The organism is Solirhodobacter olei, from assembly GCF_004010155.1.
Lineage (GTDB): Bacteria > Pseudomonadota > Alphaproteobacteria > Rhodobacterales > Rhodobacteraceae > Solirhodobacter > Solirhodobacter olei.
In genome coordinates, this window is the sequence record NZ_RRYH01000003.1 from 258786 (window position 1) to 272941 (window position 14156).

Genomic DNA, 14156 nt, shown 5'->3' on the forward strand with positions numbered 1-14156 from the left:
ACTGAGGACTGACTGAATGTCGCTGACAAGCGCGCTTGCCACCGCACAGAGTGGCCTTCAGGCCACCCAGGTGTGGTCGGATGTCACCTCGAACAACATCGCCAACGTCAACACCCAGGGTTACAACGCCAAGGAGGTAGCATTCTCCACCACGGCCTCTGGCGACAGCGGGGGGGTGCAGGTCAGCGACATCAAGCGCGAGGTCGACGCCTCGCTCGATGCGATGTACCGGCTGCAGTCGAGCCAGATGTCGACCCAGCAGGCGATCTACGAAGGGGTGCAGGCCTATACCGCGATCATCGGTCAGCCGAGCGATGGCACCTCAGTGGTGGCGAAGCTGACCAACCTGCAGACGGCCTTCGGCACGCTGGCCAACTCGCCCGGCGACCCTGCGGCGCAGCAGGGGGTGCTGACCGCGGCGCAGCAGGTGACAAGTTCGCTCAACCAGGCCAATTCCACCCTGAGCGAGGTGAAGGGCGAGGTGACGACGGAGATCAAGTACAACGTCACCGATCTCAACACCTCGCTTTACCAGATCGCCGGGCTGAACAAGCAGATCGTGGCGGCGCAGCCGGGATCGGCGGCGGCGGCCAATCTGCAGGACCAGATGCAGCAGGCGGTGCAGAGCGTGTCGCAGGCGATGGACGTGCAGGTGAGCACCGGCTCGAACGGGCAGATCTCGCTCTTCACCCCGGGCGGGACCGCGCTGGTCGATGGGCAGACGGTCAACGACGTCAGCTATAACGAGAGCACCGGCAAGCTATACTCCGGCACGCAGGAGATCACGCCGGGCACCACCGGAGTGCGCGGTTTCGAGAGCGGCAGCCTGGCCGGGCTCTTCCAGCTGAAGGACTCGATCCTGCCGACCTTCCAGTCGCAGCTCGACAATTTCGCCGGCAACCTGATGAAGAGCTTCCAATCCGCCGACGCCTCGCTTGCGCCGGGGCAGGCGGGGCTGTTCACCGATGCGGGCTCTGCCTACAACGCCGCAAACGAGCAGGGGCTGGCGGGGCGGATCACCGTAAACGCCGCCGCCGATCCGACGCAGGGCGGTTCGCTGTCGCTCATCAAGGACGGGCTGGGGGCCACGACGCCGCTGGCCGCGGGCGACGCGACGCAGGTAAACGCCTTCCTCAACGCCTTTTCCGGCACGGTGACGCCGGGGGCGAACACGGCGCTTTCGGGGGCGATGACGCTGACGGATTACGCCTCCAACATGGTGACCTATCAGCAGGTCGCCGGGACAAATGCGCAGGCCAAGTACAACGCCCTGCAGACCTCGGCCCAGACGATCAACAGTTCGCGCCAGGGGATCGAGGGCGTCAATCTGGACAACGAACTGCAGAAGCTGATCGTGATCCAGCATTCCTACGCGGCCAACGCCAAGATGATGAGCACCATCTCCAGCATGATGGATTCGCTGATCCAGGCGGTATGACGGGAGAGCGAAGATGACCTCGACGATCTTTGGGCCGGCATCGACGCTGGGCGTGCTGCAGCAGCAGCAGCTCAATGCCGAGAAGCTGAACTCGCAGCTGCAGCAGGCGAACCAGGAGGTCTCCACCGGGCTGAGGGCGAATGTCTATGCCGACCTGGGCCAGACCGCCTCGATCACGCTGGAACTGCGCTCGCAGATGGACCAGGCCGATGCGCTGTCGACGTCGAACACGCTTCTGGGCAACAAGATGGACGTGATGTCCACCGCGCTTGGCAGCATCGAGACGACGGCGCAAAGCGTGCTGTCGGCCGCGGTGAGCAACGTGAACTCGCCCACCCCCACGGCGGCGACGTTGCAGCAGACCGCGAAGGCGGCGCTGGCGACGCTGACGCAGGCGCTCAACACCAGCTATGCCGGGTCCTATCTCTTCTCGGGCACGGCGACCGACAAGCCGGCGGTGCAGGGCTACTCGCAGGTCAGCGCCGCGACCGGCAAGTCGCCCGAGCAGGCGGTGAACGCCGTCGTCGGCAGCGGGCCGGCCAGCGCCGCGGACGCCAGCACCATGATCGCGCAGCTCAACGCCATGTTCAGCTCCACCGCCACCGATCCGACGCAGAATTTCCAGGGCACCTTCTACAACGGCACGCCGGCGACCGACGCCTCCGGCAACCCGAGCCCGAGGGTGACCGCGCAGATCGCGCAGGGGCAGGTGATCAGCTACGGCGTGCAGGCCAACGATTCGGAAATCCGGAAGGTGATGCAGGGGCTGTCGATGCTCGCCTCCACCGATGTCAGCAAGATCTCCGACAGCGGGGCCTACCAGTCCTGGATGAAGAGCGCGGTCTCGCTGCTGTCGGGCGGGGTGACCGGGGTGACTGCCGCGCAGGCGGCGCTGGGGAGCCAGCAGCAGCTGGTCGCCGACACGGCGACGCGGCAGGGCGACATGCAGAAGGTCTACAACACCCGCATCCTCGGCTACGAGGCGGTCGACCCCTACAAGGCGGCGAGCACGCTGTCGGCGCTGCAGACCCAGCTGCAGGCGACCTATGCCGCGACCTCGCAGCTGTCGAAGCTGTCGATCCTGAACTATCTCTGAGGTTCCGCCCGGCCTGAGGATCCGCGTCGGGCGCGGATCGCCTAGGGTTTGCCCGCGTCAGGCGCGGGCAGACGCGGCGTGTTCGGCCTGGCGGCCCCGGGGCATCTCGACGATATCGCCGGCCGGGTCTTCGGCATGGTCGTCATCTGCGGTTCCGAACTTGTAGCCGCGGCCGTAGACCGTCTCGATATACTGGTGGCCGCTGTCGGCGGCGGTGCCGATCTTCTTGCGCAGCTTGCAGATATAGACGTCGATCACCTTGTCGAAGGGCTGGGTGTCGTCCATGCCATAGACCGCATCGTAGATTGCCGCCTTCGAGATCACCCGGTTGGCGTTCAGCGCCAGGTGCTGGAAGATCGCGTGTTCGCGGCGCGAAAGCCGCAGCCGCTCGCCGCAGACCTGCGGGTCGCGGCCGTCGAAATAGGCGGTGACCTCGCCCACCGTCACGCTTTCGGCGGCATGGCCGTAGCTGCGGCGGATGATCGAGTTGACGCGGCTGATGATCTCGATGCCCTTGATCGGGCTGACCATCACGTCATCCGCGCCCTGGTTGAGCGACTCCGAGGCATCGCGGGAATTCTTGAAATCGCGCATCACCAGAACCGGGTTCCGGCAGCCGGCGGCGCGGATGGCGCGGATATGTTCGGCCAGGTGCGGGGTTTCGCCGATCAGGATCGCGCGGGTATCGCTGCCCTTGCGGTTCAGGATCGAGAGGTCGGAGGCGAAGAATGCCTCCTCCACCACGATCGGAGACATCCTGACGCCCCGAAGCTCGGCCAGCAGCGCATCCCGTCGCCCGGCCCGCGGCTCAAAGACGTAGATGTACATGGGATCCTCCAGGTTGCCCCGACAGTCGCGAAGTAAGGATAGGCTAAGGACTGCAAGAATAGTTGTCAATCAGAAACGGAAAAGCAAGTAGACATACTGCTGCTCTGGATTTATACATGGACATACAAAGATTGATATGGGCTGTTCTATGCAGCCCGGGAGCAGCGGGATGACGGATATCCATCGGATCTATCGCCGGGTGCTGGTGGTGCTGGCAGCGCTGCTGGTTGTTCTGCCGGCGGTTGCGACGGCGGAAGTGCGGATCAAGGATCTCGTCAGCTTCGAGGGGGTGCGCAAGAACCAGCTTGTAGGATACGGCCTTGTGGTCGGGCTCGACGGCACCGGGGACACGCTGCAGAACAGCCCCTTCACCCGCAAGTCGATGGAGGGGATGCTGGAGCGGCTGGGCGTCGGTAACCTCTCTGCCGACACGTTGAAGACCAAGAACACGGCGGCGGTGATGGTGACCGCGAACCTGCCGCCCTTTGCGCGGCGGGGCTCGGCGATCGATGTAACCGTGTCGTCTCTGGGGGACGCGTCGAGCCTGAGGGGCGGGACGCTGATCGTGACGCCGCTGACCGGCGCGGATGGCGAGGTCTATGCGGTGGCGCAGGGGCCGGTGGCCGTCGCGGGCTATTCGGCGCAGGGCAAGGCTGCGAGCCAGGTCAGTGGCGTGCCGACGGTGGCGCGGATCGATAACGGCGCCACGGTGGAACGCGAGATCAAGTTCGACCTCAACAGCCTGCGCTCGGTGCGCCTTGCACTGCGCACGCCCGATTTCACGACGGCCGAGCGGATCCATGACGTGATCAACGGCAAGCTCGGGTCGGGCTCCTCGCGGGTTCTCGATTCCGGCACCGTCGAGGTCGAGCGGCGCGGCAAGGAGGATATTCCCGGGCTTATGGCCTCGATCGAGAACCTTACGGTCAAGGCGGACGAGCCGGCCAAGGTGGTGATCGACGAGAAGACCGGCACGATCGTGATCGGCGAACATGTCAGGATCGACCGGGTGGCGATCAGCCAGGGTGGGCTGACGGTGCGGGTGCAGGAAAGCGCCAAGGTGAGCCAGCCGAAGCCGTTCTCGGTCGGTAACACGGTGGTGGTGCCGCAGACCAAGCTGAAGGTGACCGAGAAGAACACGAAGTTCACCGTGCTCGATGGGGACGTGAGCCTGCAGGACCTGGTCGACGGGCTGAACGCCATCGGGGTGACGGCGCGCCAGACCATCGCGATCCTGCAGGCGATCAAGGCGGCGGGCGCGCTTCATGCCGATCTGGAAATCATCTGAGGCCGCGCAATGGATCCGATCGGAAAATCCCAGCCCCTGCCCGTCACCCCGCCCGCGCCGTCATCTGCGCAGGCCAAGCAGGTCGGCGAGAAGTTCGAGGCTGTCTTTCTCACCGAGATGGTGAACCAGATGATGAGCACGGTGAAGGTCGGCAATCTCGACGGCGGCCACGCCGAGGAGACCTGGCGCTTCTTCATGGCCAAGGCGATGGCCGACCAGATCGCCAAGACCGGTACGACGGGGATCGCGCAATCCGTCGAGCATATGCTGAAGGCCTATGGCGGGCGCCCTGGAGGGACTGAGAATGGGTGAGATGTCGCGTTTCTCGCGCCGGATCGCGGCCCGGCGCGCATTGGGGCCGGAGGCGGGCGCGTTGCCCACCGCGGTGATGACCGAGGAGGACCGCCGCAACATCGCGAATTTCGAGGCCGACGCCGGGGCGGTGACCGCGCTTCTCAGGCGTGAAGTCGCGGCGATCCAGGCCGGCAAGCTCGATGCGGTGACCGAGCTCTACGAGCAGAAGACCGCGCTGCTGAAGCGGATGGAAGTGCTGATGCCGGTGGTCGAGCCCTTCCTGAAGGTGCGGCTTGCCGAGGACGAGGCGCTGCGCGAGAGGCTTGCAGCGCTCAACGCCGCGGTGCAGGAAGACAGCGCGCTGCTGGAGCGCATGTCTTCCGCCACGTCGCAGATCGTGGGCGACCTGGAAAAGATCCGCGATCGCCACAGCCTGAAGGGGCTTTACGGCAAGAGCGGCAAAAGGGTCACAGGACCCGAGGACAAGCGGCGGCGGATCGATAAAACGATCTGATTTTTAACCAGCCCTTAACCATTCCCGCAATTTGCCTCTCTGCGGCATTCGTCGCCTTTCGTCAGAAGACGGAAGTATATGTCCAGAACACGCATAGGGAGAGCGACGCATGTCCTCCATTCTTACCAACACTTCCGCGATGCAGGCCCTTCAGACCCTGCAATCGATCAACACCAACCTCACCAAGACGCAGAACCAGATCTCGACCGGCCTGAAGATCCAGTCGGCTCAGGACAACGCGTCCTACTTCTCCATCTCGCAGTCGATGAAGGGCGACAGCGCGATGTACAAGCAGATCAACGACTCGCTCACCATGACCGGCAACGCGCTCGCGACTGCCGCTCTGGGGGCGTCCTCGGTGAACAACCTCGCGCAGAGCTTCGCGTCGCAGGTTGCCTTTGCCCAGGGTCAGGGCGTTGATTTGGCCAAGGTCAAGGACACGCTGAAAAGCTACGTGACCCAGATCAAGACGGCGATCCAGCAGGCCACGTTCAACGGCGTGAGCCTTGTGAACGCAAGCGCGACGCAAAACGTTGTGACTGGCATCAGCCGGGCCACGGGCGCCTTCAGCGTCACCACCATGAGCTTCAACTCGGTGAACCTGAGCGCAATCGGGTCGGCGCTGAGCTCCGTTGCCGGCACGTTTACTGCTACTGGCATGACCTCCTCGGCTCTGAGCCTTGCGTTGAGCAACGCAAACACGCAGCTAACGGCCGCTATCACTGCCTCGACCTCGATCGGTGTGGCCCAGACCCAGATCACTGCGCAGCAGGACTTCCTGGGCAAGCTGACCAACCAGATCGATACCGGCGTTGGGGCCATGGTGGATGCCAACATGCAGCAGGAAGCCGCCAAGCTTCAGTCGCTGCAGGTGCAGCAGCAGCTGGCGACGCAATCGCTGTCGATCGCCAACAACGCGCCGCAGAGCATCCTGTCTCTGTTCCGCTAAGGCACGGCATGACGAACAGGGCGGGCCCCTCACCGGGGCCCGCCCGACCCACGAAGATCGGGGTTGCCGGGCACAGGCGTCCGGGCAGAGATCGCGGCCGAGGCGCCCCTGGGAGACACTGAATGAGCTTTTCCGCCTACAAGCGAATCCTCGAGCAGACCGAGAGCCCGCGCCAGATCGAACGCCGCATCCTGGCCCGGATCACCGCAAACCTGGAACAGCACCAGATCTATTTCGACGGGCTGCCGCCCACGGACCGGCTGGCGATCCTCGCCGGCGAACTGAACGCGGTTCTTTGGGAGAACCAGCAGTTCTGGCAGGCCTTGATGTTGGACCTGGCCGAACCCGGCAACCAGCTGCCGCCCGAGCTTCGGGCGGGCCTGCTGTCGATCGGGGCCTGGGTGGAGCGTCACACGCGGGCGGTCGTCGGCGGCATGGCCAATCTCGAGGCTCTGGTCGAGGTCAACCGCAACATCGAACGCGGGCTTGCCGGCGAGATCCGCCCGGCGCCTTCGGTCGGTCAGGGCGCTGCCCAGGGTCAAGAGCTGCACGGAGGGTGAGATGGGCCTGAAGCTGACGCTGAAGCCGAATGAGCGGGTGGTGGTCAACGGCTGCGTGATCCGCAATTCCAACAAGCGTCACGTTCTGACCATCGAGAACCGTGCCGACGTGGTGCGCGGCGAGGACCTTCTTCTGGAGGCCTCGGTCGCGACGCCGGTGAAGCAGGCCTATTTCCTGATCCAGACGGCGCTGATCAGCCCCGAGACGCGCGAGAAGCTGATGCCGGTGATCAACGATATGCTGGTGAAGATCATCGGCGTGTTCAGCCGCGAACGCACCGGCTGCGTCTTTGATGCGGCAAATTTCGTCGCGACCCAGGATTACTACAAGGCGATGGCTGCGCTGCGCCCGCTGATGCGCTACGAGCAGACTGTGCTCGACTACGCCGCCGGTAACGGCGCGCCGCCGGCCAACGGGCCCGGGGTGGCGGCCGAGGCCACGGCGCCGGAGCCGGCAGAGGCCGCCACGGGCGAACGGTAGGGGAGGGGCGCATGTCGATCTCGATCTCCGGGATGAGCACTACGCTGGCGCTGCAGCTGATCGACGCCACCAAGAGCCAGCAGCTGTCACTGACGCAGAACGATCCTGCCAACGCGCGGGCGATCACGAATTTCAAGAAGGAAGCGGCGTCGATCACCTCGGCGAAGGACTTCGTGAACAATTACGACGTCTACAATTTCGTCATGGACGCCTTCAATCTGCAGGCCGAGGCGCCCGGCAAGGCGCTGATCCAGAAGACGCTGGAAAGCGATCCGAACAAGACCGGCTCGCTGATCTCGGCCACCAGCAACCCCAATATCACCGCGCTCTTCAACTCGGTGGGCTTCGCGGTGGGCGGCACTGGCGGCAATTTCGCCGATACCAACTGGCAGAACACGATCGTCCAGAAATACGTCAGCCAGCAGTTCATCAACGACGAATCCTCGCAGAACAGCGCTGTCGGGACGGCGCTGGAGTTCGAGCAGAAGGCCTCGTCGATCAAGAGCTGGTACGACGTGCTGGACAATGCGAATCTGACCCAGTTCTTCCAGACCGCGCTGGGGCTGCCCTCGGCGATGTCGGGGCAGCCGCTGGATCAGCAGATCAAGGAGCTGAGCTCGAAATTCGACATCACCACGCTGTCGGATCCGAAGGTGGTCTCGTCACTGGTACAGAAGTTCGCGGTGCTGTCGGATGCGCAGAACGGCACGATGAGCGGCACGCAAAGCTCCATCCTCACCCTGATCAGCAGCGCCGTCTCTGCCGGCAGCGGAAAAGGGCAATATATCCCGGCGACGCTGGATATTACCTCGATCAACTTCTCGGCGCTGTCGGCCTCTAACCTTTACGGCTGAGCCGGACGGAGCGGGTCTTCTTCGGGCGGATACGGAACCGGGGCAGTGGGGTCCAGCGGCAGGGCGGCGCCGTCTTCCAGCACGATTTCCAGCGGACGGGCCCAGTCGCGGGCCAGCGTTTCGGCGCGGGCGCGGATGCGGTCGAGGAGTGCCGCGGGCAGCGGCGCGGCGGCGCTGAGGCTCAGCCGGATGCGGTCGGGGGCGAGATGGGCCTCGATCTTCAGGCGCCCGGCGCCCGCAAGCAGGAATTCCACCGCTGCGCGGCTGCCTGGATCGTCCTCGGTTGGCTCGCCGTCAAGGCCGGGTCCCGGCGCCGGGTCGAGCCAGGTTACGGCGAGAAGCTCTGCCGGGTCGACGATCTCGGTCAGGTCGAGCTCTGCCGTCTCGGGGTCCGCGTCCGTCCCGGCCGGTGGCGGGCCGTCCTCGGCGCCGGGCGGAGGGCGTTCGTCCTCCTCCTCGTCGGGGTGATAGGCGCGCCAGGCCTGGCGGCGCAAGGCGCGCGAGGGGCGGGCGGGGCGGCGGTCCGGCTGAGCGCCGGGGAAGAGGGCCGCGAGGAAGGCGAAGGCGGGGGATTCGGGCGACAGGCCCGGCGGGGGAGCGAGGCCCGGATGCCCGCCCGCGCCGGGCAGGAGAGGCTGCAGACCCGCGAGAACGGCAGACGACAGGGCGAGGTTGCGACCGAGCGGCGTGGAAAGCACCGGGGGCGGCAGGGCCTCCTCTGCCGCCGCGGCGCCCGGGGCTGCGGCGGTTGGCGCGCTGCCCGGCGGGTCGGCCTTGATGCGGCCGTTCTTCACGTCGAGCCGGAGGCGGACGAGGTCGCCCGGCAGGAAGGGCAGCGCGGCTTCCGTCACCGTCAGGATGCCGAAGGCGGTGGCAACGCGCAGCCCGCCGGGGCCGAGATCCGCCGTTACCCGCCCCTCCAATGCGCCCTGTGCCAGAAGCTGACGAACCGCTCCGTCGCCGCCGGCCGGCGCAACCCGCGGCGTCCCGGGGCCGGAGGGGCCGTCCAGGTTCATTCTATGATCACGTCGTCGTCGTCGATGGGCAGGCGGATGACCTCCTCGGCCGCCAGGTCGAGCGCAGCGTCGACCAGGGCCGATTGCGCGGCCTGCACGTCGCGGCCGCGGACCGGGCCCATGGAGGACATCTCCTCCAGCAGCATCTCGCGCGACCGGGCGGGGAGCGCGCCGAGAAAGGCGTCGCGCACCTCCTTGCGGGCGCCGCGCAGTGCAAGCGGCAGGGTGTTGCCCTCGGCGGTGCGCATGACGCGGGCGAGGCCCTGCTGGTCGAGCTTGATGAGGTCGTCGAAGATGAACATGCGCTGCTTGATGGCGCCGAAGGCCTCGGGGATGCGGGCCTCGAGGGTTTCGGAGACCTCCTCGAAAAGGGTCCGGTCGAGCTTGTTGAAGAGATCGGCCATGCGCTGGGTCGGGTCCGGCCCGGCAGAGCGGGCGGAGGCGGTCATGAACTCCTGCTGCAGCGTCTCCTCGATCTGCTGGAGGACCTGGCGCGGTACGGATTCGATGCCGATCATCCGTTCGATCACGTCCATCATCCGCTCGTTGCCGAGGAGCGGCAGGACCTTGGCGGAGACCTCGGGGCGGACCTTCGACAGGATCGCGGCGATGGTCTGGTCGTGTTCGTCCTTCACCGCGTTCGCGATCACCTGGGCGTCGAGCTTGGAGAAGTTCTCCCACATGTTCCGGCCCATCAGGGGACCCTGGATATCGTCCATGATCTCCGAGACCCGGTTGGCGGGCAGGAAGTTCATCAGCATCGCCTCGGCCATGCCCATCGAGCCCACGACGCTGCCGCCGTGGCTGGCGGTTTCGAGAAACTCGTTGATGACGCCCTCGATCACCGGCTGCGGGATCGTGCCGAGGCCGGAGATGGCGCGGGTGATCTCGTGGATGTCGAATTCGTCGAGACGTTTCATCAGCTCGGCGCCGCGTTCCTCGCCGAGGCAGAGGAAGAGGACGGCGGCCTTCTCCGGGCCGCGCAGCTTTCGGTGGTCCTTGACGGGCTTCATGGCAGGGTCTCGTTCAAGTCTGGTTCCGGGTTGGGCCATGGCGGGCTCAGCCTCCGCCTGTGTAGCTGAGGTAGGAGTGCATGAGGCTGCCGGCGAGCATATACCAGCCGTCGATCAGCACGAAGAAGATCACCTTGCAGGGCAGCGAGATCATCACCGGTGGCAGCATCATCATGCCCGCGCTCATCATCACCGAGGCGACGATCAGGTCGATGGCGAGGAAGGGCAGGTAGATCAGGAAGCCGATGGTGAAGGCGCGGCGCAGCTCGGAAATCATGAAGGCGGGGATGAGGACGCGCCAGCTGACCTCGTCGGGCGTCTTCGGGGCGGTCTTGGGCGTGGCTGGCGCGGGGGCCGGGGTCGTGGCGGTGGCGGGCTTGGGCTGGGTGAGGTTCTGGAACAGGCTGACGTCGATCGGCCTGGTGTTGACGAACATGAAGTCCTTGAACGGCGTCCCCATCCGGGTGAGCGCCTGCTGATCGGTGATCTGGTTCTGCAGCAGCGGGTCGAGGCCCTTGGTCCAGGCATCGTTGAAGACCGGCTGCATGACGAAGAACGTCATGAAGAGCGCCATCGCGTTCAGAACCATATTCGGCGGCGTCTGGTTGAGGCCGAGCGCCGAGCGCAGCATGGAGAAGACGATGACGAAGCGGGTGAAGCTGGTCATGACGACCAGCAGCCCCGGCGCGATCGAAAGCACCGTCATCAGCGCGATGAGCTGGATGATCCGGCCCGAGAGCGTGGCCCCCCCGGCGCTGCCCGGCGCGCCGCCGCCGAAGGTCTGGGACAGCCCGCCCAGAACATCGCCCGCCGATTGCGCCTGGACTGCGCCCGCCACGGCCAGCACCACGACCCCGGCGAGGGCCGGGATCAGCAGGAGGCGGGCGGTGGATTTCAGGCTCATCTGCGGTCAGCTGCGCTTTGTGACGTAATCCTTGACGATCTCGGTCAGCGTGACGCCGACGCGGTTCTCGCCGACCTTGACGAGATCGCCGCGGGCGACGAGGCGGTCGTTGATCATCACGTCGATCGGCTCGCCGATCTTCTTGTCGAGCTCGATCACCGAGCCGCGGGAGAGGCCGAGCAGCTGCGAGATCGGCATCCGGCTTTGGCCGAGCACGATCTGCACGTTCAGCGCCACGTTCAGCATGGCGTTGATGTTATGGCCGCTGCCCTGGCCCTCGGCGCCATCCTCGCCGGTCTGTTCGCCGACCATGGACTCGATCACCGTCTCCGCCCTGGGCGCGGGGGTGGGCGCGGACTGGGGTGCGGACGGGGACCCGGGCTCGGCGGCCTGCGGGGTGTCCTGCGGGGTGGGGGTATCGTTCTCAGCCATCACATCGCCTTCCTGATCGGCGCGGCCGGGCGGCCCGCCGTTGCGCGCAGGGCATCGAGGATGCCGTTGCAGATCTTCTCGAAACTGTATTCCATGAAGCCGTCCTCCCAGATGACCCGGGCCTCGCCCTCGGCCAGCGCGGGATCGACGGCGACCTCGATCGCGCCGGCGTCGAGGCGGTTGCGGGCCATCGCCTCGATCTCCGGCGCGATAAGGTCTCGGGTGGCGGCGGACAGCTGGACGCGCAGGCGCGGGCTGTGCAGCGCCAGTGCCAGCGTGCGGCGGACTTCCTCGGCCGCGGCGGTGGCGGAGCGGGTGGCGACGAATTCCGGAAAGACCTTTTCGGCCACCGTAAGCGCGAAGCCGACCATCTGGCGTTCGAGCGCGGCGTGATGGGCCAGGCGGTCCTCGATCATCCGGTCGAGCTGCGGCGCGATGGCCTGCAGCGCCTCGGCCTGACGCGCGCCGATCTCGCCGCGCGCCTCGGCCAGCCCCTCGGCATGGCCCGCGGCGCGGCCGGCGGCATGGCCGCGCATCTCGGCGGCGGCCACCGCCTCGTCCACGTCTTCCTGGGTGAACTTGCAGGCACGTGCGCGGGCGGCGGCGCGGGCCTCCTCTGCGATCTCGGCGTCGAAGTCGCGGTGGTAGAGCGTCGTCATTGCATCTCCACCTCATGGCTGAGCCAGCCGCGCAGCACCTTCATCGCCTCGTTCGGGTCGGAGTCGACGAGGCCGCGGACCGCCTCCACCCGGCGCTTGAGCGCGCTGCTCTGGACCGAGATCGCCTCCAGTATCCCCTCGTCGCCGGGGTTGAAGTGCATCGGTGCCTGGCCACCCGCGCCCCCGGCGGCATAGCCGCCGCCGCCCCCGGCCATGCGGCCGGCCGGCAGTGTGCGCATCGCGCTTGGCACCGTGCCGCGCGGTTCGGGGCCGGAGATCGCCGAGATCGCATCGCCGTCCTCCCCGGGCGCACCGGGGCCCTCGAGGGTGCCCTGCGGCTCTGCCGGGGGCAGGGCGGGCGGCGCGTCGAAGACGCGGTTCAGCACCGGGCGGACGCCGAAGATCATGGCGATGGCGACGATGGCAAGGCCGATGAGCCATTGCACGATGCTGATGACGTTGTTTTCCAGACGCTGCACCAGCGTTGGCCCGGAGGGCGCGCCGAGGTCCATCGAGTAATCCATGAAGCGCAGGCTTTCGACAGTCACCTCGTCGCCCCGGGCTTTGTCGAAGCCGATCGCCGATTTCACCAGGTTGGTGAGCTGGTCCAGCTCCGCCTTGGTGCGGGGCTCGTAGTGATAGGCGCCGTCCTTGCCCTTCGCGTAGATGCCGTTGACCAGCACCGCGACCGAGAGCCGCTTGATCGCACCGGGCTGCGTGGTCGTCTGACTGCGGGTGTTGCCGATGTCGTAAGTGGTGGATTCGTTGTTGCTGTTGCTCGACTTCGTATTGGTCGGACTGTTCGAGTTCGGCGATTGCAGGGCCGGCGGCAGGTTCGCGGTGACGCCGACCTGGCCGTTGGCCTGGCTGTTCTGGGTCTTGTCGGAGCGGGTGGAGGTCGAGCGGACGACCTGCTGATCGGGGTTGAAGCTCTGCTGCACCACGACCTGGCTGGAATGGTCGAGCTGCACCGTCACCTGCACCCGCGCGTTGCCAGCGCCAACGCGGGCCATCAGGATCTGCTGCAGGTTCTGTGACATCCGGTCTTCCAGCGCCGCCCTCGTGCCGTCGAGCGAGCCGGAATCGGCGCCGCCGTTGCCGGAGTTCTCGGCAAGGATCGTGTCGCCCCGGGCCGAAAGGACGGCGACGCGGGTGGGCGACATGTTGGCGACGGCCGCCGCGATCAGGTTTCGGATCGCCACCGCCTGGACCCGCGAGATCTGATGATTCGGCGTAGCGCGGACGATGACCGAGGCGCTCGGGTCCGGCACCTGGGTGGAAAACGCCTGCCGGTCCGGCAGCACGAGGTGGACGCGGGCGGTCTGCACCCCGTCGAGCGTCTCGATCGAGCGGGCGAGTTCCCCCTCCATCGCGCGCAGGCGATTGATCTTCTGCATGAAGGTATCCATGCCGAAGCCGGAGGTCTTGTCGAACAGCTCCCAGCCCGGAGAGCCGTCCTGCGGCAGCCCCTTCTGCGCCAGCGCCATGCGGGCGCGGGCCATGTCAGGCATGGGCACGCTGACGGAGCTGCCGTCGGGGCTGACCTTGGTGGAGATGCCGGCCTTCTGCAGCGCGTCGACCATGCTGGCGGCGCTGCCGGGCGAAAGCTGGCTGTAGAGCATGGCGTAGTTCGGCGTGGTCACCACCGAGAGGCCGAAGAGCAGGGCCGCGACCCCTGCGAGCCCGACGGCACCAAGAATTATCAGCCTCGTCCGGCCGAGAGCCAGGAGATTGTCCAGGATCTGTTTCACGACTGCTGCGCCCAATTCATGTATTAGTTGCAGATCACTCTAGTCTATTCTTGTGTTGCAAGTAAAGGACGTATCGATA

General features: G+C 66.3%; 16 protein-coding genes. 9 read left to right on the forward strand and 7 right to left on the reverse strand.

Features of this window, described 5'->3' with window-relative positions; all coding sequences use genetic code 11:
* The first annotated feature begins 16 nt into the window (after positions 1-16).
* A complete protein-coding gene (gene flgK, locus EIP85_RS03475) occupies positions 17-1438 on the forward strand; it encodes a flagellar hook-associated protein FlgK (protein WP_127900753.1) in 1422 nt (473 codons plus the stop codon).
* 13 nt (positions 1439-1451) lie between these two features.
* The gene (locus EIP85_RS03480) at positions 1452-2534 is read left to right on the forward strand and encodes a flagellin N-terminal helical domain-containing protein (RefSeq protein ID WP_127900754.1); all 1083 of its coding nucleotides are present in this window, start codon (positions 1452-1454) and stop codon (positions 2532-2534) included.
* A gap of 57 nt (positions 2535-2591) precedes the next feature.
* Here the strand turns inward: EIP85_RS03480 and EIP85_RS03485 are convergent, their stop codons facing one another.
* A complete protein-coding gene (locus tag EIP85_RS03485) occupies positions 2592-3362 on the reverse strand; it encodes a winged helix-turn-helix transcriptional regulator (RefSeq protein ID WP_127900755.1) in 771 nt (256 codons plus the stop codon).
* Between the two features lie 169 nt (positions 3363-3531).
* Here EIP85_RS03485 and EIP85_RS03490 point away from each other — a divergent pair, with 169 nt between their 5' ends.
* The 7 genes from EIP85_RS03490 to EIP85_RS03520 all read left to right on the forward strand — a co-directional run bounded on the left by EIP85_RS03490 (position 3532) and on the right by EIP85_RS03520 (position 8302).
* Complete coding sequence (locus EIP85_RS03490; protein ID WP_127900756.1) at positions 3532-4650, forward strand: flagellar basal body P-ring protein FlgI; 1119 nt, start codon at positions 3532-3534, stop codon at positions 4648-4650.
* Positions 4651-4659: 9 nt separating this feature from the next.
* Positions 4660-4962 (forward strand): rod-binding protein, encoded by a 303-nt coding sequence (locus tag EIP85_RS03495; protein ID WP_127900757.1) that lies wholly within the window; start codon positions 4660-4662, stop codon positions 4960-4962.
* The gene (locus tag EIP85_RS03500) at positions 4955-5458 is read left to right on the forward strand and encodes a hypothetical protein (RefSeq protein WP_127900758.1); all 504 of its coding nucleotides are present in this window, start codon (positions 4955-4957) and stop codon (positions 5456-5458) included. Before EIP85_RS03495 ends, EIP85_RS03500 begins: the two co-directional genes overlap by 8 nt.
* Positions 5459-5567: 109 nt before the next feature.
* Positions 5568-6407, forward strand: coding sequence for a flagellin N-terminal helical domain-containing protein (locus EIP85_RS03505; RefSeq protein WP_127900759.1), 840 nt, complete (start codon positions 5568-5570; stop codon positions 6405-6407).
* 122 nt (positions 6408-6529) lie between these two features.
* Positions 6530-6967, forward strand: coding sequence for a flagellar biosynthesis regulator FlaF (locus tag EIP85_RS03510; RefSeq protein WP_127900760.1), 438 nt, complete (start codon positions 6530-6532; stop codon positions 6965-6967).
* A 1-nt stretch (position 6968) separates the two neighbouring features.
* Entirely contained in the window at positions 6969-7448 is a 480-nt protein-coding gene (locus tag EIP85_RS03515; protein ID WP_127900761.1) for a flagellar biosynthesis repressor FlbT, read from the forward strand.
* An 11-nt stretch (positions 7449-7459) separates the two neighbouring features.
* Complete coding sequence (locus tag EIP85_RS03520) at positions 7460-8302, forward strand: DUF1217 domain-containing protein (RefSeq protein WP_127900762.1); 843 nt, start codon at positions 7460-7462, stop codon at positions 8300-8302.
* On the opposite strand, the gene EIP85_RS03525 is transcribed toward EIP85_RS03520, so the two are convergent.
* From EIP85_RS03525 to fliF, 6 genes are read right to left on the reverse strand one after another with little or no spacing between them, the layout of a single operon-like run.
* The gene (locus EIP85_RS03525) at positions 8293-9318 is read right to left on the reverse strand and encodes a hypothetical protein (RefSeq protein WP_127900763.1); all 1026 of its coding nucleotides are present in this window, start codon (positions 9316-9318) and stop codon (positions 8293-8295) included. The two genes, EIP85_RS03520 and EIP85_RS03525, sit on opposite strands and share 10 nt — an antisense overlap.
* Positions 9315-10331: a flagellar motor switch protein FliG gene (locus tag EIP85_RS03530; protein ID WP_241559877.1), complete on the reverse strand. Its 1017-nt coding sequence runs from the start codon at positions 10329-10331 to the stop codon at positions 9315-9317. Before EIP85_RS03530 ends, EIP85_RS03525 begins: the two co-directional genes overlap by 4 nt.
* A gap of 46 nt (positions 10332-10377) precedes the next feature.
* On the reverse strand, positions 10378-11235 hold the full coding sequence (fliP, locus tag EIP85_RS03535; protein WP_127900765.1) for a flagellar type III secretion system pore protein FliP: 858 nt from the start codon (positions 11233-11235) through the stop codon (positions 10378-10380).
* Between the two features lie 6 nt (positions 11236-11241).
* Positions 11242-11667 carry a flagellar motor switch protein FliN gene (fliN, locus tag EIP85_RS03540; protein ID WP_127900766.1) on the reverse strand — a complete coding sequence of 142 codons (426 nt, stop codon included), beginning with the start codon at positions 11665-11667 and terminating at the stop codon, positions 11242-11244.
* Positions 11667-12326 (reverse strand): FliH/SctL family protein, encoded by a 660-nt coding sequence (locus EIP85_RS03545; RefSeq protein ID WP_127900767.1) that lies wholly within the window; start codon positions 12324-12326, stop codon positions 11667-11669. The genes fliN and EIP85_RS03545 overlap by 1 nt, the downstream gene beginning before the upstream one ends.
* A complete protein-coding gene (gene fliF, locus EIP85_RS03550; RefSeq protein ID WP_127900768.1) occupies positions 12323-14077 on the reverse strand; it encodes a flagellar basal-body MS-ring/collar protein FliF in 1755 nt (584 codons plus the stop codon). The genes EIP85_RS03545 and fliF overlap by 4 nt, the downstream gene beginning before the upstream one ends.
* Positions 14078-14156: the final 79 nt, after the last annotated feature.

Excerpts from the sequence above, each read along its gene's own strand:
- flgK (WP_127900753.1), top strand. The coding sequence starts at position 17 with ATGTCGCTGACAAGCGCGCTTGCCACCGCACAGAGTGGCCTTCAGGCC.
- EIP85_RS03480 (WP_127900754.1), top strand. The coding sequence starts at position 1,452 with ATGACCTCGACGATCTTTGGGCCGGCATCGACGCTGGGCGTGCTGCAG.
- EIP85_RS03485 (WP_127900755.1), bottom strand. The coding sequence starts at position 3,362 with ATGTACATCTACGTCTTTGAGCCGCGGGCCGGGCGACGGGATGCGCTG.
- EIP85_RS03490 (WP_127900756.1), top strand. The coding sequence starts at position 3,532 with ATGACGGATATCCATCGGATCTATCGCCGGGTGCTGGTGGTGCTGGCA.
- EIP85_RS03495 (WP_127900757.1), top strand. The coding sequence starts at position 4,660 with ATGGATCCGATCGGAAAATCCCAGCCCCTGCCCGTCACCCCGCCCGCG.
- EIP85_RS03500 (WP_127900758.1), top strand. The coding sequence starts at position 4,955 with ATGGGTGAGATGTCGCGTTTCTCGCGCCGGATCGCGGCCCGGCGCGCA.
- EIP85_RS03505 (WP_127900759.1), top strand. The coding sequence starts at position 5,568 with ATGTCCTCCATTCTTACCAACACTTCCGCGATGCAGGCCCTTCAGACC.
- EIP85_RS03510 (WP_127900760.1), top strand. The coding sequence starts at position 6,530 with ATGAGCTTTTCCGCCTACAAGCGAATCCTCGAGCAGACCGAGAGCCCG.
- EIP85_RS03515 (WP_127900761.1), top strand. The coding sequence starts at position 6,969 with ATGGGCCTGAAGCTGACGCTGAAGCCGAATGAGCGGGTGGTGGTCAAC.
- EIP85_RS03520 (WP_127900762.1), top strand. The coding sequence starts at position 7,460 with ATGTCGATCTCGATCTCCGGGATGAGCACTACGCTGGCGCTGCAGCTG.
- EIP85_RS03525 (WP_127900763.1), bottom strand. The coding sequence starts at position 9,318 with ATGAACCTGGACGGCCCCTCCGGCCCCGGGACGCCGCGGGTTGCGCCG.
- EIP85_RS03530 (WP_241559877.1), bottom strand. The coding sequence starts at position 10,331 with ATGAAGCCCGTCAAGGACCACCGAAAGCTGCGCGGCCCGGAGAAGGCC.
- fliP (WP_127900765.1), bottom strand. The coding sequence starts at position 11,235 with ATGAGCCTGAAATCCACCGCCCGCCTCCTGCTGATCCCGGCCCTCGCC.
- fliN (WP_127900766.1), bottom strand. The coding sequence starts at position 11,667 with ATGGCTGAGAACGATACCCCCACCCCGCAGGACACCCCGCAGGCCGCC.
- EIP85_RS03545 (WP_127900767.1), bottom strand. The coding sequence starts at position 12,326 with ATGACGACGCTCTACCACCGCGACTTCGACGCCGAGATCGCAGAGGAG.